The sequence below is a fragment of the Flagellimonas aurea genome (assembly GCF_017313785.1).
Lineage (GTDB): Bacteria > Bacteroidota > Bacteroidia > Flavobacteriales > Flavobacteriaceae > Flagellimonas > Flagellimonas aurea.
This window is the reverse complement of record NZ_JAFLNL010000008.1, coordinates 33,651-54,454: the sequence shown is the minus strand read 5'-3', so window position 1 is coordinate 54,454 and position 20,804 is coordinate 33,651. Positions and strand designations below refer to the sequence as shown.

11 protein-coding genes are annotated in these 20,804 nt (G+C 42.6%); 10 read left to right on the top strand and 1 reads right to left on the bottom strand.

Going from position 1 to position 20,804, the window contains the following annotated elements; genetic code table 11:
• Window positions 1–266 precede the first annotated feature (266 nt).
• Together J0656_RS13865 and J0656_RS13860 are read left to right on the top strand one after the other, a co-directional pair.
• Window positions 267–3,278 carry a SusC/RagA family TonB-linked outer membrane protein gene (locus J0656_RS13865; protein ID WP_207034921.1) on the top strand — a complete coding sequence of 1,004 codons (3,012 nt, stop codon included), beginning with the start codon at window positions 267–269 and terminating at the stop codon, window positions 3,276–3,278.
• A 10-nt stretch (window positions 3,279–3,288) separates the two neighbouring features.
• Complete coding sequence (locus J0656_RS13860; RefSeq protein WP_207034920.1) at window positions 3,289–4,887, top strand: RagB/SusD family nutrient uptake outer membrane protein; 1,599 nt, start codon at window positions 3,289–3,291, stop codon at window positions 4,885–4,887.
• Between the two features lie 109 nt (window positions 4,888–4,996).
• Here the strand turns inward: J0656_RS13860 and J0656_RS13855 are convergent, their stop codons facing one another.
• Complete coding sequence (locus J0656_RS13855; protein ID WP_207034918.1) at window positions 4,997–5,839, bottom strand: AraC family transcriptional regulator; 843 nt, start codon at window positions 5,837–5,839, stop codon at window positions 4,997–4,999.
• A gap of 135 nt (window positions 5,840–5,974) precedes the next feature.
• Here J0656_RS13855 and J0656_RS13850 point away from each other — a divergent pair, with 135 nt between their 5' ends.
• From J0656_RS13850 to J0656_RS13815, 8 genes are all read left to right on the top strand, one after another.
• The gene (locus J0656_RS13850) at window positions 5,975–6,898 is read left to right on the top strand and encodes a dihydrodipicolinate synthase family protein (protein WP_207034916.1); all 924 of its coding nucleotides are present in this window, start codon (window positions 5,975–5,977) and stop codon (window positions 6,896–6,898) included.
• On the top strand, window positions 6,895–8,418 hold the full coding sequence (locus tag J0656_RS13845) for an aldehyde dehydrogenase (NADP(+)) (protein WP_207034913.1): 1,524 nt from the start codon (window positions 6,895–6,897) through the stop codon (window positions 8,416–8,418). The genes J0656_RS13850 and J0656_RS13845 overlap by 4 nt, the downstream gene beginning before the upstream one ends.
• 34 nt (window positions 8,419–8,452) lie before the next feature.
• The gene (locus J0656_RS13840; protein ID WP_207034911.1) at window positions 8,453–9,460 is read left to right on the top strand and encodes a 4-hydroxyproline epimerase; all 1,008 of its coding nucleotides are present in this window, start codon (window positions 8,453–8,455) and stop codon (window positions 9,458–9,460) included.
• A gap of 14 nt (window positions 9,461–9,474) precedes the next feature.
• Window positions 9,475–10,719 carry an NAD(P)/FAD-dependent oxidoreductase gene (locus J0656_RS13835; protein ID WP_207034908.1) on the top strand — a complete coding sequence of 415 codons (1,245 nt, stop codon included), beginning with the start codon at window positions 9,475–9,477 and terminating at the stop codon, window positions 10,717–10,719.
• A 165-nt stretch (window positions 10,720–10,884) separates the two neighbouring features.
• Window positions 10,885–13,137: a S9 family peptidase gene (locus J0656_RS13830; protein WP_207034906.1), complete on the top strand. Its 2,253-nt coding sequence runs from the start codon at window positions 10,885–10,887 to the stop codon at window positions 13,135–13,137.
• Window positions 13,138–13,190: 53 nt separating this feature from the next.
• Window positions 13,191–16,238 carry a beta-L-arabinofuranosidase domain-containing protein gene (locus tag J0656_RS13825; RefSeq protein WP_207034904.1) on the top strand — a complete coding sequence of 1,016 codons (3,048 nt, stop codon included), beginning with the start codon at window positions 13,191–13,193 and terminating at the stop codon, window positions 16,236–16,238.
• Window positions 16,239–16,313: 75 nt separating this feature from the next.
• Window positions 16,314–18,011: a DUF885 family protein gene (locus J0656_RS13820; protein WP_207034902.1), complete on the top strand. Its 1,698-nt coding sequence runs from the start codon at window positions 16,314–16,316 to the stop codon at window positions 18,009–18,011.
• Between the two features lie 73 nt (window positions 18,012–18,084).
• Entirely contained in the window at window positions 18,085–20,787 is a 2,703-nt protein-coding gene (locus J0656_RS13815) for a DUF5695 domain-containing protein (protein WP_207034900.1), read from the top strand.
• Window positions 20,788–20,804: the final 17 nt, after the last annotated feature.

Genomic DNA, 20,804 nt, shown 5'->3' with positions numbered 1-20,804 from the left:
TTTATGTAACAGAAATTTACTTACATAAATAAGTGAAATTACTTTCGGTTTTAACGAATTGATAGAATTAAGTCACGTTAAATAAAAATAACAGGGCTGATTGGTCAACATAATATCAAAACCGGATAATATTTCCAGAAATCTTCTGAGCCATAAGTTTACATTTACAAGTGTAAAATTAACGCTTATTAATCTTTAAATCAATATTAACGATGCTGAGCAATGGTTTTTACAGGAAAAAATAACTCAACTAATTAACATGTATTATGAAATTGGCTAACTTTTTATTTAAAGAATGTCTAGGGACCAATTGTCTTAAAAAGCAGCTTGTACTTTCCTTGTTTTGCGTTTTTGTGGCGCAAGCTGGGTTTTCTCAACAGACGGTTACAGGTAACATTACAGATGAGCAAGGGATACCCATTGCAGGAGCTGCGGTGTTGGAAAAGAATACCGCCAACGGTACGGCTACCGATTTTGATGGAAATTATGAGATTACCACCTCGCAATCCGATGCGGTGTTGGTATTTTCTTATTTAGGTTTTGTAAGTCAGGAAATTCCCGTACAAGGAAAATCCACAATTAATGTGGTACTCAAGGAGGATCTTCAACAGCTCTCGGAAGTAGTTGTAATTGGTTACGGTACGCAAAAACGTGCCGATGTAACCAGTTCTGTGGCAACTGTAAAGTCTGAAGACTTTGTACAGGGAAATGTAAAGGATGCGGCGCAACTTATTCAAGGTAAGGTGGCCGGTCTGTCCGTTTCGGCACCTTCGGGCGACCCCACGGAAGGAACGCAAATCAACTTAAGGGGTTTCTCCTCTTTAACGGGTGGGTCTAACCCATTGGTTTTGGTTGATGGAGTTCCCGGAAGTTTAAATACCGTGGCACCAGAGGACATTGAATCCATAGATGTATTAAAAGATGGTTCGGCGACAGCTATTTATGGTACACGTGGTACCAATGGTGTAATCATCATTACCACAAAAAAAGGTAGCGCCGATATGAAACCGACCATTGAGTATAACGGCTATGCTTCCTTATCTACAATTGCGGATAGGTTGGACTTTTTGGACGCTGGAGAATTGAGGCAAAAATTCAATGAAGGCTACACCTTTAATGGAGCCAATATTCAGGATTTTGGGTCTGATACCGATTGGGTCGACCAAATTACCCGCGATGCCTACAGTCAAGTTCATAATCTTATTTTTAGGGCAGGTAATTCAACTTCCAATATGACAGCATCCCTAAACTATAGGGATCTTGAAGGGATTTTTCTAAAATCTGATAACAAGAGACATACGGCAAGAGTAAGTGTGAACCATGCCATGTTCGACAACCGATTGAAAGCAAATGTTGGTGTAATATTGAGCGAACAGACCTTTAATGCCTTGGGCGATGGAGCAAGCTTTAACCCGTACATATACAGACAGGCCCTGATAAGAAATCCGACAGAGCCTGTTTACAACGAAGATGGTACCTGGTACGAGAGAGATGTGTATTTCTACGACAACCCTGTTGCCTATATACAGGAAACCATTGGTCAGAACAGGTACAGGAATACAAGGTTCGATTTTTCCTTAAGCTACGACTTTGGGGACCATGTTACGATCAAAGGACTGTATACGCGTAAAGGAAATTCAAATATCAGAGGTTTTTACGAGACAAAGAACCATGTTTCCACTACTAAAAACGGCCAAGAAGGCTTTGCATCAAGGGGAACCGATGATTATGTAGGTAACTATGGCCAGTTTACTGTGGATTACGACAATAGCTTCGGAAAACACAAAGTAACAGGTTTGGTAGGTTACAATTATGAAGATAATACAAGTGAAGGCTTTTGGGCCACAAACCGCCGTTTTCCAACAGACGGTTTTACTTATAACAATATAGGTAGTGGTCAGGGACTGCAATTGGGTGAAGCCGGTATGTACAGCGAAAAGTATTCTGATAAGTTGATCGCCTTTTTCTCAAGGGTCACCTATAACTACGATGACCGTTACCTATTGATGGCAAGTATGCGCCGTGAAGGATCTTCCAGATTTGGAGAAGATAACAAATGGGGTAATTTTCCTGGTATTTCATTAGGTTGGCGCGTAGATCAGGAATCTTTCGCGGATAACTGGGATTGGTTGTCCAATCTTAAGTTAAGAACAGGTTTTGGTATCACAGGAATCAATGCAGGAGCTAATTACCAAGCTTTGAGTGGACTAAAGTATGGAGATTATTTCTTGAACAATGGCCAATGGGTAAGAGAACTGGTACCGTCACGTAACGCAAATCCAAACCTGCGTTGGGAGAAAAAGGAAGAGTTTAATCTTGGGTTGGATTTTGGAGTGTTAGATGGCCGTATCAATGGTTCCGTAGATTATTATAACAGAACCACAAAAGATGCACTGCTGAATTATAGCGTACCGACACCTCCCTATTTTTATGGAGAGATAGCTGCGAACGTAGCTCAGATTAAAAATACAGGTCTGGAATTTCTATTGAACGTTACCCCTTTTCAAACCGACAATTTTGAATGGACCGCTAATCTTACCTATTCCACGAATACAAACGAAGTAGTGTCATTGTCCAACGGCGAGTTCCAATTGACCAATGATTTCTTTGATGAGGGATATACGGGCGAGCCTATTCAAATCGAAACTCATAGAATTCAAGAGGGACAACCAATTGGTAATTTCTTTGGACTAAAAAGTGTGGATATTACCGAAGACGGTATTTGGGTCATAGAACGTCCTGATGGCACACTTGTTCCTGCAACCGAGGCCACGACCGACGATAGACAAGTACTGGGCAACGGTTTGCCAAAAACCTACTATAGCTGGAACAACACGGTTAAGTATAAAAACTGGGACTTGATGGTAAATTTAAGAGGAGCATTGGATTATCAAATATTGAACTTTTCCAGAATGTTCTACGAAAATCCAACCATCAGTTACAATACATTGGACTCCGCTTATGATATGGTATATGGAAAAGCTGTCCTGCAAGATGTACAACGATTTGTGAGCTACTATGTAGAAGACGGGGATTTCTTAAAGATAGACAACGTTACCTTGGGATACACACTGCCCAAGGATGCCATCAAGTTTGCCCAAAGCTTCCGTATTTATGCATCAGGACTGAACTTGGCGACTATTACGGGATATAAGGGGATAGACCCAGAAGTAAATAGAAACCGTACTCCTAACGATGGAATTGTTCCAGGAAATGATAACAGGGATAAATATCCCTCTATCAGAACATTTACATTGGGAATCAACTTCACATTCTAAAAAAAATATCATGAAAAATATATTGAACAAAGTGAATTCACTTAGACCAAAAATTTTGACGCTCCTGGCAAGTTTATTGCTCTTGCCAATAGCCTGTACTGACTTGGAGGAAGAAGTGTTCTCGGAAGTGACAGAATCCTCTTTTGTGCCTTCGGAATCCGATATCATTTCCGTTATGGCATCCGCTTACACGCCAATGCGATTTGTAATGGGTTGGCAAGGATATTTTGATTTGCAGGAAGAGCCCGGCGATATGTTCGTGACTCCAACACGACCCAATGGTTGGGATGATGGGGGTACATACAAAAGAATGCACTTTCATGAATGGACAGAGACCCAATGGCAACCAAGAAACACATGGATAACCTGTTTCAATGGAATCAATAGTGCCAATAGGGTAATTCTACAAGTGGAATCTGGAGAACTACCGGTGAGCGAAGAGCAGGCATCTGCCATTATTTCAGAAATGAGAGCCTTAAGGGCATTGTACTATTCTATGTTGGTGGATACCCATGGCAACGTTCCCATTATAGCAAGTTATAGTGATGAACTTCCGGTACAGAGTTCACGTTCAGAAGTGTACAACTTTATTGTTTCTGAGCTGACAGAGGTTATACCCAACCTTACCGAGGTCGTAGATCAATCGACCTATGGTCGTATGACAAAGTGGGCAGCTTATCATGTTCTGGCACGTGTGTATTTAAATGCCGAGGTATATACGGGAACCGCCCAGTGGGACAATGTTATCGATGCATGTGATGAAATTATATCCAGCGGGGCTTTTGAGCTGTCGTCAAATTATTCCGATATCTTTAGTACAGAGAACCAAGGAAACCCAGAAATGGTGTTCGCCATACCTTACGATCAAATATTTGCTGGCGACTGGAATGCTCACATGAAAATGCTGTTGCCAGACCATAGATTGGTTTTTGATATGCAGGCACAACCTTGGGGAGGGTCTAGCTGTAATCCCCAATTTATAGATAGTTATGATGCCAATGATAAACGTTTGGCGGATACCTGGTTGATGGGAGACCAATTGAACGCTTCCGACGGTAGTGTGGTAATGACCCTAAGAAAGGAAATGCCAAGTATTTATGATTGCGAATTTACAGACGGTTTTAGATGTGGTAAATACGAAATAGAATCCGGAGCCACAGCAGGACTCAGCGTTGACTTCCCTTTTCTGAGGTATACAGATGTACTTATGATGAAGGCCGAAGCTCTCCTAAGAACCAATCGTGCCGATGAAGCAGCTACCATAGTAACGCAGGTTCGTTTACGTTCTTTTGAAGACCCTGCCGAGGCCACCGTTACAGGAACTGAACTTGAAGGGGATACCACTGTGGAGTATGGAACGTTGGCCGAAGATGGTACCATAGATGAACCAGGAGACCAATCTGCTGTACCATACGGCCGCTTTTTGGACGAATTGGGATGGGAATTTGCTGCAGAAGCACGTAGAAGAACCGATATGATTCGATTTGGCGTGTACCAGACAAAAAATTGGTATAACCATACCCCTCAAGGAGACTACACAATCCTATTTCCCATAGGCTTGGAAGAACTTAACACCAACACAAACCTGCGCCAGAATCCTGGCTACTAAGGAAAAGGTGTAAACGATAAAACAAATTGTTGTAATTGTTTTGAGTTTGTTATTTAGTGCATAAGCGGATGGGATTTCCCATCCGTTTTTTTTTATATCGATATGGATTTTAAAATTGTGCCCGGAACTGGGTGGGAGAACATCCTTTCAATTCCTTGAATTTTCTGTTAAAGTTGGCAATGTTGTTAAATCCGCATTGATCGGAGATCAATGAAATAGCCAGTTCTGGACTTCCTAGAATAAGCTTACAGGCATTTTCTATTCGAATCTCAATAAGAAACTGAAAAAAAGTCTTGTTTGTCCGTTTTTTAAAATACCGGCAAAAAGCATTTTTGCTCATATTGGCCACATCGGCTATTTCATCTAAACTGATAGGCTCGTGGTAGCGGTCCATGGCATATTTAAAAACATCGTTCATACGCTTGCCCTCATCATCGGAAAAAGACTTGCGGTAAACAAATGAGGAGAGGGGTGTTGTTTGGGATTGTGTTATACGGTTTATAATGACCAACAGAGTGGCTATTTGCTCTATTTTATTTTGGGTCTTTAGTTTGTTGAACTCTCCAATAATGATGTCTTTATTGGATATGACCCGCATTCCAAGTTCCGATTTTTTGAAGAATTCCTTTGTGGATGCAAGGTCCGTAATGCGGAAAAACTCTTTTCCAAAAGAATTGATGTCAAAAAAAAGAGTGTACATAATCGATTTTGGAGAAAAGGAGACATCGCTCTTAAAAGCATGCGGAACATAACCTCCTATGACCAAGATGTCACCTTCCTTGTAATCACTAATGGAGTCGCCTACGATCAAGGATCCTGCACCTTTGGCAATATAACTTATCTGTATTTCTGCATGTTGGTGAAGTTGGTCATAAAAAACCCGCTCCCGGTCTACTTGATAGACCAAGGCCTCATCTTTGGGTTTCGGAATTTTAAACGGAAGAACTTTCACTACTTTTTTATGCGAATATCATCATAATATTGACCTGAACCAATATTTGGGTTAATATAGTATCAGTATTCGTTAATAATGAAGCTTATCCTTGAAATTCAGTCATCTATTTTTGTAATCAAAATATATAGCATTATGATACATTGGGAAGGGGTTATGCCCGCTGTAACCACAAAATTCACAAGCGAGGACGAATTGGACCTTGCCATGTTTGAGAAAAATATTAACGCACAACTGGATGCCGGTGTACAAGGAATAATACTTGGAGGTACTTTGGGTGAGGCAAGTACACTTACCAAAGAGGAAAAAGAGACCTTGATAAAAACCTCATTAAAGATAGTTCAGGGTAAAGTTCCAGTTATTATCAACATCGCGGAGCAAAGCACCAAAGAAGCCATGGAAGTGGCCCGGCACGCAGAAAAAGTAGGGGCACAAGGGCTAATGCTTTTGCCTCCAATGCGCTACAAGGCAACCGACCACGAAACCGTTGTGTACTTTAAAGCCATCGCAAACAGTACATCTTTACCCATAATGATTTACAATAATCCGGTAGATTATAAAATTGAGGTAACTTTGGATATGATGGAAGAGTTGTCAGAATGTGATAACATCCAAGCCGTCAAGGAATCAACACGGGACATCACCAATGTAATACGTTTAAAAAATCGTTTTGGCGATAGGTTCAAGGTATTCACAGGTGTTGATACTTTGGGACTTGAAAGTCTGGTAATAGGAGCCGATGGATGGGTGGCAGGTTTGGTTTGCGCCTACCCAGCGGAAACCGTGGCCATTTATGAATTGGTCAAGGCGGGTAGAATAAACGAGGCCCTGTCAATATATAAATGGTTTATGCCATTGCTGGAACTGGATATAAGCCCCCAATTGGTACAGAACATAAAATTGGCCGAAGTGGCCACAGGAATTGGAACAGAGAATGTTAGGGCCCCAAGATTGCCCTTGCAAGGAAAAGAAAGGGAGCGGGTGCTCAAGGTTATTGAGGAAGCCATGAAAAACAGACCAAAGCTTCCAGAATATAAAAACCTAAAAAGTGTAGTATGATTACAGGCAAAAACTGTATCGCAGGAGAATTTAGTGCAAATGGAGGGGTTGAGTTCAAGACCATCAACCCTAAACTGAACAAGGAAAACCCCACAACTTTTGTAGAAGTAACAAAGGAAGAAATTGAAAAGGCCGTAGATGCCTCATGGGAAGCCTTTAAAGTATATAGAAATGTGCCCGGTAAGCAAAGGGCAGATTTTCTTAACGCCATTGCCGATGAGATTTTGGCATTGGACCAAGAGTTGATTGATGCCTATACCATGGAATCAGGACTTCCCGAAGGTAGGGCGATTGGAGAGCGTGGGAGAACCATGAACCAATTACGCACCTTTGCAAAACTGGTGGAAACTGAGGATTGGAGAGGGAATACATTTGATGCGGCCGAGCCGGATAGAAAACCTTTGCCCAAGGAGGACTTGAGAAAAACAATGATTCCTTTGGGTCCCGTGGCTGTATTTGGAGCAAGTAACTTCCCATTGGCCTATTCAACGGCCGGTGGGGATACGGCAAGTGCACTGGCAGCCGGTTGCCCAGTTATCGTTAAATCCCATCCAATGCACGCAGGTACATCCGAATTGGTGGCTTCTGCCATTGTAAAGGCAGTAGAGAAAACAGGCATGCCCAAAGGAGTGTTTTCCAGCATTAACGGAAGGGTTCAGGCAGGAGTGGATTTGGTAAACCATCCCAAGGTCAAAGCAGTGGGCTTCACAGGTAGTATTACAGGTGGAAGGGCATTGTTCGATATCGCTGCAAAAAGAGAAGAGCCAATCCCTGTATTTGCAGAAATGGGAAGTATCAATCCGGTAATCATAACTCCGGACGCCATATCCCAAAGAGGAGGAGAGATTGCAAAGACTTACGCAGGATCTATCACGTTGGGAACTGGCCAATTTTGTACCAATCCAGGCCTGCTATTGACCATAAAGAATGATAATACAGAAGATTTTATAGCCGAGTTGGCGAAAGAAACGATTGCGTTGGACCCGCAATGCATGCTGCACCCGAACATTAAGAGCGGCTACGAGAAAAAAGAAGCTGATGTAACATCCCAATCTGGGGTTGAAGTAGTAGGTAAAGTAGATGCTGATTTGGAACCAAATTATGCAGCTTCAGCGATTGCAACGATTTCAGGCAGTGAATTTTTGGCCAATCCAAAATTGCACCAAGAAGTTTTTGGCCCATTTTCGTTAGTGGTACAATGTAAGGATGATGCCGAACTCCTTCAAATAATCGAAGGATTGGAAGGGCAGTTGACAGGTACACTTATCGCAGAGGATAATGATACCATCAATTTGATAGAGGTAGTGGATGCTTTGCAGAATAGAGTGGGTAGAATCATATATAACGGTGTTCCCACAGGTGTGGAAGTGTGTCCGTCCATGCAGCACGGAGGACCCTACCCGGCATCTACGGATTCTAGGTTTACCGCAGTTGGTGTGCATGCCATTAATAGATGGGTCAGACCGGTTAGCTATCAATCCTTTCCGCAGTCGTTGTTGCCAGAACACCTCAAGGGATAGAAAATAAAAATAAGATGGTTTTTAAAGAGCGCTAGTGGCAAGAAAAACTTTTTTTTGTGTTGATGCACATACCTGTGGCAACCCCGTACGCGTAGTGGCAGGTGGAGGCCCCAACTTGATCGGGGCGAATATGAGTGAAAAAAGACAGCATTTTCTCAAGGATTTTGATTGGATCAGAAAAGGATTGATGTTCGAGCCCCGTGGACACGATATGATGAGCGGGAGCATTTTGCTTCCGCCGCATAATCCGGATAATGATTTTGCAATACTTTTTATTGAAACCTCAGGCTGTTTGCCCATGTGCGGACATGGAACCATCGGTACCATTACCGTAGCAATAGAGGAGGGATTGATTGTTCCCAAAGTACCGGGAAAAATTAAAATGGAAGCTCCAGCAGGCCTGGTAGAGATTGAGTATCGCCAAACGGGCAAAAAAGTGGATTGGGTAAAACTGGTCAATGTAAAATCATACTTGGCCGCTGAAAATTTGACTGTAGAATGCCCGGAACTGGGACAAATCACATTTGATGTGGCTTATGGTGGAAACTACTACGCAATCGTGGATCCCCAAGAAAACTTTATGGGTGTACATAATTTTACCGCTGGCCAAATCATACATTATTCCCAAGTGGTGCGGAAGCGTATCAATGAAAAGTATCCTGACATGTTTGTGCATCCCGAGGATCCTACTATCAGGGATGTGAGCCATATGCTTTGGACTGGAGACCCTTTGGACCCAACATCTTCGGGAAGAAATGCAGTTTTTTACGGGGATAAGGCCATAGATCGCTCCCCATGCGGTACGGGAACCTCGGCTCGTATGGCACAATTATATACCAAAGGAAAGTTGGGAGCGAACGAGAACTTTATTCATGAAAGTTTTATTGGGAGCAAGTTTATCGGAAGGATAGAGCAGGAGACCACCTTGGCGGGTAAAAAAGCCATTGTGCCAAGTATACAGGGGTGGGCACAGGTAACAGGCTATAATAATATCATTATAGATGACGATGACCCATACGCCCATGGGTTCCAAGTACTGTAAATCAATTTTTCAAGATGAAGAAAGTAATTGTTGTAGGGGGAGGAATCTCCGGGCTTTGTAGTGCATATTATTTGGTGAAAGACGGGCATAAGGTCACCATTTTGGACCAAACCAATATGGATAGTGGAACATCGTATATCAATGCAGGATATATTACACCAAGTCATTTTGTTCCGTTGGCCGCTCCGGGGATAATCACCCAAGGCCTTAAATGGATGCTCAATAGTTCCAGCCCATTTTATATGAAGCCCAGATGGGATATGGATTTCTTCAAATGGGCACTATTATTTAAAAAGTCTGCAGCAGTTTCCAATCTTGAAAGAGCATTGCCCGTGCTCAAAGAACTCAATTTGAAAAGTAGGGCACTTTATGAAGAATTATTGGCCTCCCATGAATTTGATTTTCATTATGAAAGAAAAGGGGTCTTAATGGCATATTGTAGCGAAAAATCTGAAAAGGAGGAGCATCAGGTGGCCGAAAAAGCCATAAAGGAAGGTTTGGAGGTTTCCATACTATCACAAGAAGATTTACGAAAAGTACAACCTGTACTATCCGACCAAGTAAAGGGAGCCGTTCATTACAAGTGTGATGCCCATATGACGCCCAATCATTTTATGGAGGAACTAAAAACTTGGCTACAGGAACATGGAGTAGATTTTAAGTTGGGGCAAAAGGTTGAAAACGTTACCATAAAGGGGAAGCAAATAGTCTCCTTGAGGACTCGGGATAGCAATTATGAGGCTGATGAGTTCGTATTGGCCAGTGGGAGCTGGACATCAAAACTAGCGAAAACAATGGGACTTAAAATTCCTATCCAAGGCGGCAAGGGCTACAGTATGGATGTTAGGAGGCCAACGGGAATAACCTTGCCCACTATTTTGGTGGATGCTAGAATGGCTATTACCCCGATGGATGGCTTTACCCGGTTTGCGGGTACGATGGAGTTTTCCGGCAATAACGAAACCATCAAAAAAGAACGTGTAGCGGCTTTGGCCAATGCCGTTAAGGCACACTATAAAGATTTTACCATACTTCCAGAAGAACAAGATTGCGCTACCTCTGGACTGAGGCCGGTATCACCGGATGGATTGCCGTTTATTGGCAAAACCGCAAAATATAATAACCTGACTATAGCTTCAGGTCATGCTATGATGGGGTGGAGCCTGGGGCCAATAACAGGAAAGCTGGTGTCTCAAGAAGTGAATGGCTCAAGACCACTGATGGACGTCGCCCCGCTCTCACCGGAAAGGTTTCGCTAAAATCGCGTTACTCTTTATGTTTTCCAGATAAGAAGGACGGCCTTAGTCAAATAATCCCTTTTTTATAAGCTAGCGAGGGCGTTAAGGGTAATATAGTATAAGTATCTGGTAATTTGAATCGATATACAACCAGAGATTATCAATAGTTTTAGACTTATTTAAACTATGGAATCTTTTGTCAAAAAAATAAGTGTATTTTTTATACTTGTAAATTTCGGTACATCATTTGCCCAAGGAACTTTAGCGGAATATCAAAAGGCGATTTCGCTGGATTCTTTGTTTAGGGACAAGGTCACAAACTCGCCTAAAAATTTTCATTGGCAAAAAAATAACCTTCTCTGGTATGTGAACAATACTCCAGATGGAAAAGAATACCTCTGGGTAAATCCCTCGGAAAAAACACAAGAAAAATGTTTTGACCATGCTGTACTGGCCAAATTGCTGTCCGAAAAGTTTGAGAAAGATATAGATGCCAATCATGTAGACATCAGCGAACTGGAATTTGATTTCGATATGGCAGAGTTGAAATTTACTTTTGATGAAAAGATAGTTTCCTTTAATCCCAATCAGCAGGAATTAACAATTGTAGAGTCAAAAACTGAAGACCCAAAAAGAGATTGGGGCTATTGGGGCAGCAGGTTCGATGAGACCAATAATCCGCCAGTTATGTCTCCCGATTCCACCATGTTGGCGTTTATCAAAAATCACAACCTATATATCAAAAACACCTCGACAGATGAAGAAACCCGGTTGAGTTATGATGGCGCTCCGGGTTTTTTCTATTCCACGTACATAAAATGGTCACCTGATGGGAAAAAAATCATGGCATACAAGGTGCGTCCAGGAGATGAACGTAAAATATACTTTGTGGAATCCAGTCCAGAGGATCAGTTCCAGCCTAAATTACAATCAAGGGATTATTTAAAGCCAGGGGATGAGCTTCCATTTAAAAGTCCACAATTATTTTTAATCGGCGAAAAAAAACATATCCAAGTTCCTACCGATGAGTTTGGCCATCAATTCGGGCTCAACAACATAGAATGGAGAGAAGATAGCAGTGCCTTTACCTTTGAATATAATCAACGAGGTCATCAGGCCTATAAAGTAATAGCGGTTGATGCAATTACTGGAGCGGTAAAAGTGCTGGTAAATGAGGTTAGCAAAACCTTCATTGACTATAACGGCAAAAAGTACAGGTACGATATTGATGATGGAAAGGAAATTATATGGACATCGGAAAGGGATGGATGGAACCATATCTATTTGTACGATGGAGAAACGGGAAAAGTAAAGAGGCAACTTACCAAAGGAGAATGGGTAGTTCGAAATGTCATTCATGTGGATGAAGAGAATAGAGAGGTGTACTTTACGGCCAGTGGGATGGATAAAGGACAGGACCCCTATTTCCTTCATTATTTCAAAGTAGGTTTTGATGGCAGGAATCTGACCCGATTCACCAAAGAAAACGGGAACCATCAGCTTACTTTCTCAGAAGACTATGAATATTATGTAGATCAGTACTCCAGGGTGGATGCCCCACCAGTAACGCTTTTAAAATCTTCAAAAAATGCCAAGACCTTAATGCAATTGCAAAAGGCCGACCATTCCGCATTATTGCAGGAGGGGTGGATAGCCCCCGAGGTTTTTACGTCCAAAGGCAGGGACGGCGTTACCGATATCTGGGGAGTCATCATAAGGCCGACTTCCTTTGACCCGAACAAAACATATCCTGTAATCGAATATATTTATGCAGGGCCTCACAGTTCATTTGTTCCCAAGGATTTTAGGTCATACTACTGGTCCATGTCATCTTTGGCGGAACTGGGATTCATTGTGGTACAGATAGACGGTATGGGGACTTCCAACCGCTCAAAGGCTTTTCACGATGTGTGCTGGAAAAACCTCAAAGATGGAGGCTTTCCGGATAGAAAAATTTGGATACGCGAAGCTGCCAAAAAATATCCGTATATGGATGCTGAAAACGTTGGGATTTTTGGGACCTCGGCAGGAGGCCAAAATGCAGCTGCAGCATTGGTCTTCAATTCTGATTTTTATGATGTGGCAGTATCTTCCTGCGGGTGCCACGACAATAGAATGGATAAGATTTGGTGGAACGAGCAGTTTATGGGCTATCCCATAGGGCCACATTATGCTGAGTGCTCCAATGTTGAAAATGCAGGTCAAATGGGTGGTGATTTAATGTTGATACTAGGAGAAGTGGATGATAACGTAGACCCCGCCAGCACCATGCAATTTGCCAATGCATTGATCAAGGCCAATAAAGATTTTGAACTTGTCACCATACCCGGCATGGGACATTCCTCTGGCGGGGAATTTGGTGAGAGGAAGCGCAAGGACTTTTTTGTAAAACATTTGATGGATGTCGACCCGCCCTCATGGGAGGAAATCTACAATTAGAAAAACAACGTTGAACCATAGGTCAATAAAATTATAGGAGTAAACGAGTTATTATGAATGTAAGTAAGTTTTTTGTCGGTGCAGTATTTTTTCTATTCACTGCCCAAATGAGTTTGGTGCACGCACAGAGTGGTAACCAGATTTTGGATGGAATTGGGGAGACCGGAATGATTGCCAGATATATTTTTGATGGAGATGTCAAAGATTGGTCTAGGAATAATTTGCACGCAAGGGCTTACGGCGAAGTGGATTTTAAAGATGATGAGCAATTTAAAAAAGTACTTTCACTCCCAGGTGACGGTAAATCCTATATCTCCATTCCGGGTGAATCTGTGCAAAACGAGGAATCCATCAGTATTGCAACCTGGGTGAATTTTCAGTCGAAGGAACCGGGACAGCTTCTTTTTGATTTTGGAAAAGACAATAGGACGCATTTTTTTGTTGCCCCATTCGGAACCAAAGAACAAGAAGGGTTCCAAGCTCAGGTCATATTGGATGGCAAATCAGAATATGAGGTGCTTTCCACAGATGTGGAGATTGAAACGGACCAATGGTTTCATGTAGCTTTGGTCTTTGACATTCCATCAAAGTCCATGAGTGTTTTTATCAATGGACAGGAAGCTGGAAAGACTGAAAATGTGGAAATAGAATTGGAGGATTTGTTCACCCATGAGAATTTACTCTATTTAGGAAAGTCGATTGTATCGGGAAATCCTTACCTCAAAGCAAAGATCCACGATTTTAGGTTGTATAGAATACCCCTGAGCGAAAAGCAGGTTTCAGGGATTCGATATATTGCTCTCAAAGGTGGGGATGCTGTGGTAAGACGAGAAAAACCCGAAGACAACCTGCCAAAATTTTCTTCCGATATTCCTCAATTATACAATGAGTTCCTGACCGGAGTGTCCGATGTTGAGGTAGAAACGGAACTGGGCTTCTTGCCCAGATTGCCACGCCATGTCAAAGGAACATATCGTGATGGAATCAATGGACCTGAGGTCAGGGTTCTATGGCCTTCTCCGACAGATAACAGCGAGGTAACCAAAGCAGGGAGTTATGAAGTCACGGGCAAAGTTCCAGGCACAGATTTTAAGCCCAAGGCAAAAATTACCGTAAAGGCAAAACAGGGTGTGAAAACGCCCGATATGACACTGGAAGTATTTGGATTAGATCAAGTAAGATTGGATTCGGATACTCATGGTCAACAGACAAAGTTTATAGAAAACAGGGATAAGTTTATCAATACATTGGCAGAGACCAACCCGGACTCCTTTTTGTACATGTTCCGGAATGCCTTTGGACAAGACCAGCCCGAAGGTGCCAAACCATTGGGTGTTTGGGATAGCCAAGAAACAAAGTTAAGAGGTCATGCCACGGGCCATTATTTAACGGCCATAGCCCAGGCGTATGCAAGTACTGGTTACGATGAGGAACTGCAGGCCAATTTTGCCAATAAAATGGATTATATGGTAGAAGTACTATATAAACTATCCCAAATGTCAGGAAAGCCTACTAAGGTTGGTGGAGAGCATGAATCGGACCCTACTAAGGTGCCATATGGACCCGGAAAATCCACCTATGACTCGGATTTGAGCGAAAACGGTATTCGAACCGATTATTGGAATTGGGGAGAAGGATTTATAAGTGCCTATCCGCCGGACCAGTTCATTATGCTGGAAAACGGTGCATCCTACGGTACGCAGCCAACTCAAGTTTGGGCTCCATATTACACCCTGCATAAAATATTGGCAGGTTTAATGGATATCTACGAGGTCAGTGGAAACAAGAAAGCTTTGGAAGTGGCCAAGGGAATGGGAGATTGGGTGTATGCCCGTTTGAGCCTATTGCCCACCGATACATTGATCAGTATGTGGAACAGCTATATTGCCGGAGAATTCGGTGGGATGAACGAGGCCATGGCCCGATTGGATAGGATTACCGATGAACCGAGATACCTCAAAGTTGCACAACTGTTTGACAACATCAAAATGTTTTTTGGAGATGCGGAGCATTCCCACGGATTGGCCAAAAATGTCGATTCCTTCCGAGGATTGCATGCCAACCAGCATATACCACAGATCATGGGGGCGCTTGAAATCTATCGCGATTCCGAATCCCCGGAATACTACCGCGTAGCCGAAAATTTCTGGTACAAGGCAAAGCATGATTATATGTATAGTATTGGGGGCATGGCCGGAGCAAGGAATCCCACGAATGCGGAATGTTTCATCGGCCAGCCTGCTACGTTGTACGAAAATGGTTTTTCTTCAGGAGGACAAAATGAAACCTGTGCTACATACAATATGTTGAAGCTGACTAAAAACTTATTCTTGTTCGACCAGCGGACGGAGCTCATGGATTATTACGAGCGTGGCCTGTACAACCATATCTTGGCATCGGTAGCTGAGGACAGCCCGGCAAACACCTACCATGTGCCATTGCGGCCAGGTTCCGTCAAAAGATTTGGTAATGCTGATATGACGGGATTCACTTGTTGTAATGGTACGGCCTTGGAAAGTAGCACTAAGCTTCAAAACTCCATTTATTTTAAGAACAAGGACAATAGCGCACTATATGTAAACCTTTTTGTGCCTTCAACACTGCAGTGGACGGAGAAGAACATTACCATAGAGCAAAAAACGGATTTTCCTAAAGCGGATAACACCCAGTTAATAATTAAAGGCAAAGGAAAGTTTGATTTGAACATACGTGTTCCACAGTGGGCAACCAAGGGATTTTATGTAAAAGTTAATGGTAAAGAGCAGAAGATAAAAGCAGACCCCGGTTCCTACACTACCCTGAGCCGAAAATGGAGCAATGGTGATGTTGTGGACATCAGGATGCCCTTCCAATTTCATTTAGACCCAGTAATGGACCAACAAAACATTGCAAGCCTTTTTTATGGTCCGGTACTTTTGGTTGCCCAAGAACCCGAACCACGAAACGATTGGCGAAAAGTAACCTTGGATGCCAATAATATAGGCAGTACTATCAAAGGAAACCCAAAAACACTGGAGTATACCATTGATGGAGTTGTTTTTAAACCATTCTATGAAACATACGGACGCCATTCGGTTTACTTGGATGTTACATTGGAATAGTGAGGAAATCACCAAAATTTAGAAAAACCAATCATTACCTTTAGGAGTAAAAGGAAGAAACTAAATACGTAAAAAATGGATTTAAAAAGAATAGGAATCATAGCAGTAGCGTTGGTCGGTTCGTACACCTTTGCGCAGAACAGTAAAATGGCCGATATCGTTACCGAATTTGAAGCGGATAACTGGGCGTTGAGCCGGACTTATATCGTTCAAGAGTCCGAAGAGTACTATCAGCGGTTTTCCACGTTTTATAATGACTGGAACAAAAAGTTGTCTGCTGTTGATTTCAACGCTCTATCACAACAAGGAAAAGTAGATTACGTACTGTTGAAGAACTTGGTGAATAAAGGAGAGTATTTTTTAAATCAGGAATATGATGCATTTAAGGAAGTTTCCGAAGTAAGCTCTTTTGCAAAAGATATTTTTCCGTTCATAAAAAATCGTAGAAGAGGCAAAAAGCCCGAATCAAAAGAGTTGGCACAAATATTTCAAGATGCCTCGCAATCCGTTGATTCTGAAATGGAGTCATGGAAAGCAAAGCCATTTAAGGATTGGCAAACTGCCGATAAAGCTTCCCAACTTATCGTTTCGTTCCAGAAGGGATTGGAAGAGGCTTATAATTTTTACTATGGATATGACCCAGATTTTACTTGGTGGGTGGAAAAACCTTATATCAAACTAAATGAAAAGCTGACTGCTTACGCCGAGTTCTTAAAAGAAAATTATTCGGAAGGAAGCGTAAAGGATGATGGAAGCGGAATCATTGGAAAACCCATTGGAGAAGAAGCACTAAAGGAGAGCCTTGCCTTGGAATTTATTCCCTACACACCCGATGAACTAATTAAAACAGCGGAAGCACAATTTGAATGGTGCAAAAATGAAATGATTAAAGCGTCGCGGGAATTGGGATATGGCGATGATTGGAAAAAGGCGTTGGAGCATGTAAAGAACACCTACGTTCCCGCGGGAGAGCAGCCACAGGCCATTATCGATCTGTATTCCCACTCTGTGGATTTTATAGAGGAAAGGGATTTGATCACATTGCCGGAACTTGCCAAGGAAACCTGGGGCATGAAAATGATGAGCCCAGAGAGACAAAAGGTCAGTCCGTTCTTTTTAGGGGGAAGGGATATCATCATCTCGTACCCGACCATGGAAATGGATCACGATGACAAATTGATGAGCATGCGGGGGAACAATCCCAATTTTTCATTTCCCACCGTCCAGCACGAATTGCTTCCAGGCCATAATCTACAGTATTTTATGACCAGCCGTAACAAAAGTTACAGAAGGCCTTTTTCCACACCTTTTTGGACCGAAGGGTGGGCTCTCTACTGGGAAATTATTCTTTGGAACAAAGATTTTCCCCAGACCCCAGAGCAAAAACTGGGCATGTTGTTTTGGAGAATCCATAGATGTGCACGGATTATTTTCTCTCTCAAGTTCCATTTAGGAGAAATGACCCCACAAGAGTGCATAGACCTTTTGGTTGATGAAGTTGGCCATGAATATGCCAATGCGGAAGCAGAGGTGAGACGTTCGTTTACCACCAATTATCCCCCATTGTACCAACTGGCATACATGATGGGAGGTCTTCAGTTCTACGCTCTCAGGAATGAGATGTTGGACAAAGGATGGACGGAAAAGCAATTCCACGATCAGGTGATGAAAGAAGGTAGAATGCCGGTTGAGGTATTGCGCGCTCTGTTGCAGGATCTTCCCTTGAACAAAAATTATAAAACAAAGTGGAAATTTTCCACGGCCTTCAAATAGGTAAACACAACATATTTCTTTAAGCAAGGGAGTTTTGGTCCAATCCTGCTCCCATAACCAAACTATCACTAGAATGAAGCAGATAAAGTATTGGCTGGTCTCGGCATTTTGCATGGCCTCTTTTTCAACTATAATGGCGCAGAATACCTATTGGAGCAGAGTGGAAAAAAGAGAATCGACTTTGGGTGTAGCCGATGTCTATCAAAAATTTGAAACCCCTGACTTTAAGTTAAAATTGGTAAGGGCATCACAAACTGTTGCAGCATTGAGCCCTAATAGCGACCCTTATTTTGACTTTACTCCGGGCGACCGCTTGGAAATAAGGGACAAGGACAGCCTTTATCATTTGGGAGACATTAACCTACGTATAAAAGAGGCAAACGGAATCTGGAAAAGCTATTCCACGGCCACTAGTAGAGCAAAAGTAAAACCTTTGGAAACCGGTGGAAATGTTTTGGCAGCCGCCGACTTGGCCAATACCTTGCCAACCGACATACCAGTTACCATCAAAAGGTACTACGAATTGGACAATGACCAATTGGTCATGCGTTTTGAAATTACCAATAAACAAGACAAACCATTGGAAATAGGAGCATTGGGAGTTCCAATGGTGTTTAATAACATTCTTGAAGGCAAGTCCTTGGTGGAAACCCATGCCCAAAACGTCTTTTTTGATCCCTATATCGGTAAAGATGCGGGGTATCTAGAAGTAAAAAGGTTGAGTGGGAGAGGTCCGGCCCTATTGGTGATGCCCGAGGAAAATATGTCTTTTGAAGCTTATCGACCATTATTGGACGATCCAACTCCTAAAAGCATCGTCTTTGAAGGGTTCCACGAGTGGATGGCATACAGCAAAGCGTATTCCGAAAACGAATGGAAAGGAGTGGAACAATGGAACGAACCAACTTCGCTTGTTCTTCAACCAAACGAAACCAAAAGCTTTGCCTTAAAATTTGTACTTACCGAAGGAATCAAGAATATACAAGAGACACTTGTCAAGGAAGAACACCCTGTTGCGGTCGGCGTTCCAGGTTACGTACTTCCGCAAGATGTTGAAGGTCAATTGTTCATCGATTACAACAAAGGAGTTGCATCCATAACGGTTGAACCCAGCGGAGCATTGGAAATTAAAGAAAATGGCACTACTGCCTTGGGAAAGAAAAAATATCATGTCCAAGGAAAAAAGTGGGGCAGGGCCAGACTTACCATTACTTATACTGATGGTACGGAACAGACCATCAACTATAAAATCATTAAACCGGAGACAGAGGTTATTGAAGATTTTGGACATTTTCTAACTACGGAACAATGGTTCGACGACCCCAATGACCCATTCGGACGAAATCCATCACCAATAAGCTATGATTACGAGAAAAAGGAAAAGGTAGTTCAAGATGGTAGGGTTTGGATCAGCGGATTGAGCGATGAAGGTGGGGCAGGTAGTTGGTTGGCAGCCGTTATGAAGCAATTGGTTCAACCCGACAAGGAGGAAATCCAGAAGTTGCAAGGTTTTGTGGATGAAACACTGTGGGGAGGAATCCAGTATAATGAAGGTCCTAAAAAGTACGGAGTCAAAAAGAGTTTGTTCTATTACGAACCCGACTCTTTACCCAAAGGCACGTATAGCGATAAAATCAATTACGATACTTGGGCGGCATGGGACCACAAGCATGCGAACGACCCCGGAAGGTCCTACAACTATCCTCACGTGGCGGCTGCATATTGGGTAATGTACCGTTTGTCCCGTTACTACAAAGGTTTGGTGGATAACAGGTCTTGGGATTGGTATTTGCAAAATGCCTATCACACCAGCGTAGCCATGGTGGAGCAAGCACCGTATTATGCTCAGTTCGGACAAATGGAGGGCTCGGTGTTCCTATTTATTTTGGAAGATTTGAAACACGAAGGGTTAACGGAAATGGCCTCGGATTTGGAAGAACGAATGAAAAAGCGGGCGGACCATTGGCGAGCATTGGATTACCCTTTTGGCAGCGAAATGCCATGGGATTCCACCGGACAAGAGGAAGTGTATATGTGGTCGAGTTTTTTTGGGTATGATCAAAAAGCCTCTGTTACGCTTAGTGCCATTTTGGCCTACATGCCAACAATGCCTCATTGGGGCTACAACGGTAATGCCAGAAGATATTGGGACTTTTTGTACGGTGGAAAAGCCGGGGAAACTTCGCGTGTGGAACGCCAAATCCATCATTATGGTTCCTCATTGAACGCCATTCCCGTTTTGAATCATTACCGAAAAAAACCAGAAGATCTGTACCTGTTGAAAGTGGGTTATGGGGGATTGTTGGGAGGGATTTCAAATATTACACAAGACGGATTTGGACCGGCCGCGTTCCATTCATATCCTTCAACTTTAAAAATCGACGGTATTTCAGGTGATTATGGGTCCGGGTTTTATGGCTATGCTGTAAACACATCATCCTACCTTACCAAGGATGAGGATATGGGATGGTTGGCATTTGGGGGAAATCTATCCGAAAAAGATACTTTTATAGCATTGGAACCGACCACGGCAGCAAGGTCTAGAGTATTCATAGCGCCCAAAAAGCTTTGGCTTACCTTGGATGCAGGTTCGTTTAAAAAAGTGATCTACAACAGCAAAACTGGGGATGTAACCCTGACTTTGGATAGCAAAAGCACTCATGTTCCTTATGCTTATTTGCGTGTAGAAGGCATGGATGTCGAGCTGCCGTATAAAAAGGTCAGAGGGGCGTATCAAATTGAATTGGGGAAGAAAGAAACAGAAGTCAAACTATAACCTAAAAAGTTGCTTTG

Excerpts from the sequence above, each read along its gene's own strand:
- J0656_RS13825 (WP_207034904.1), top strand. The coding sequence starts at position 13,191 with ATGAATGTAAGTAAGTTTTTTGTCGGTGCAGTATTTTTTCTATTCACT.
- J0656_RS13820 (WP_207034902.1), top strand. The coding sequence starts at position 16,314 with ATGGATTTAAAAAGAATAGGAATCATAGCAGTAGCGTTGGTCGGTTCG.
- J0656_RS13850 (WP_207034916.1), top strand. The coding sequence starts at position 5,975 with ATGATACATTGGGAAGGGGTTATGCCCGCTGTAACCACAAAATTCACA.
- J0656_RS13845 (WP_207034913.1), top strand. The coding sequence starts at position 6,895 with ATGATTACAGGCAAAAACTGTATCGCAGGAGAATTTAGTGCAAATGGA.
- J0656_RS13830 (WP_207034906.1), top strand. The coding sequence starts at position 10,885 with ATGGAATCTTTTGTCAAAAAAATAAGTGTATTTTTTATACTTGTAAAT.
- J0656_RS13860 (WP_207034920.1), top strand. The coding sequence starts at position 3,289 with ATGAAAAATATATTGAACAAAGTGAATTCACTTAGACCAAAAATTTTG.
- J0656_RS13865 (WP_207034921.1), top strand. The coding sequence starts at position 267 with ATGAAATTGGCTAACTTTTTATTTAAAGAATGTCTAGGGACCAATTGT.
- J0656_RS13815 (WP_207034900.1), top strand. The coding sequence starts at position 18,085 with ATGAAGCAGATAAAGTATTGGCTGGTCTCGGCATTTTGCATGGCCTCT.
- J0656_RS13835 (WP_207034908.1), top strand. The coding sequence starts at position 9,475 with ATGAAGAAAGTAATTGTTGTAGGGGGAGGAATCTCCGGGCTTTGTAGT.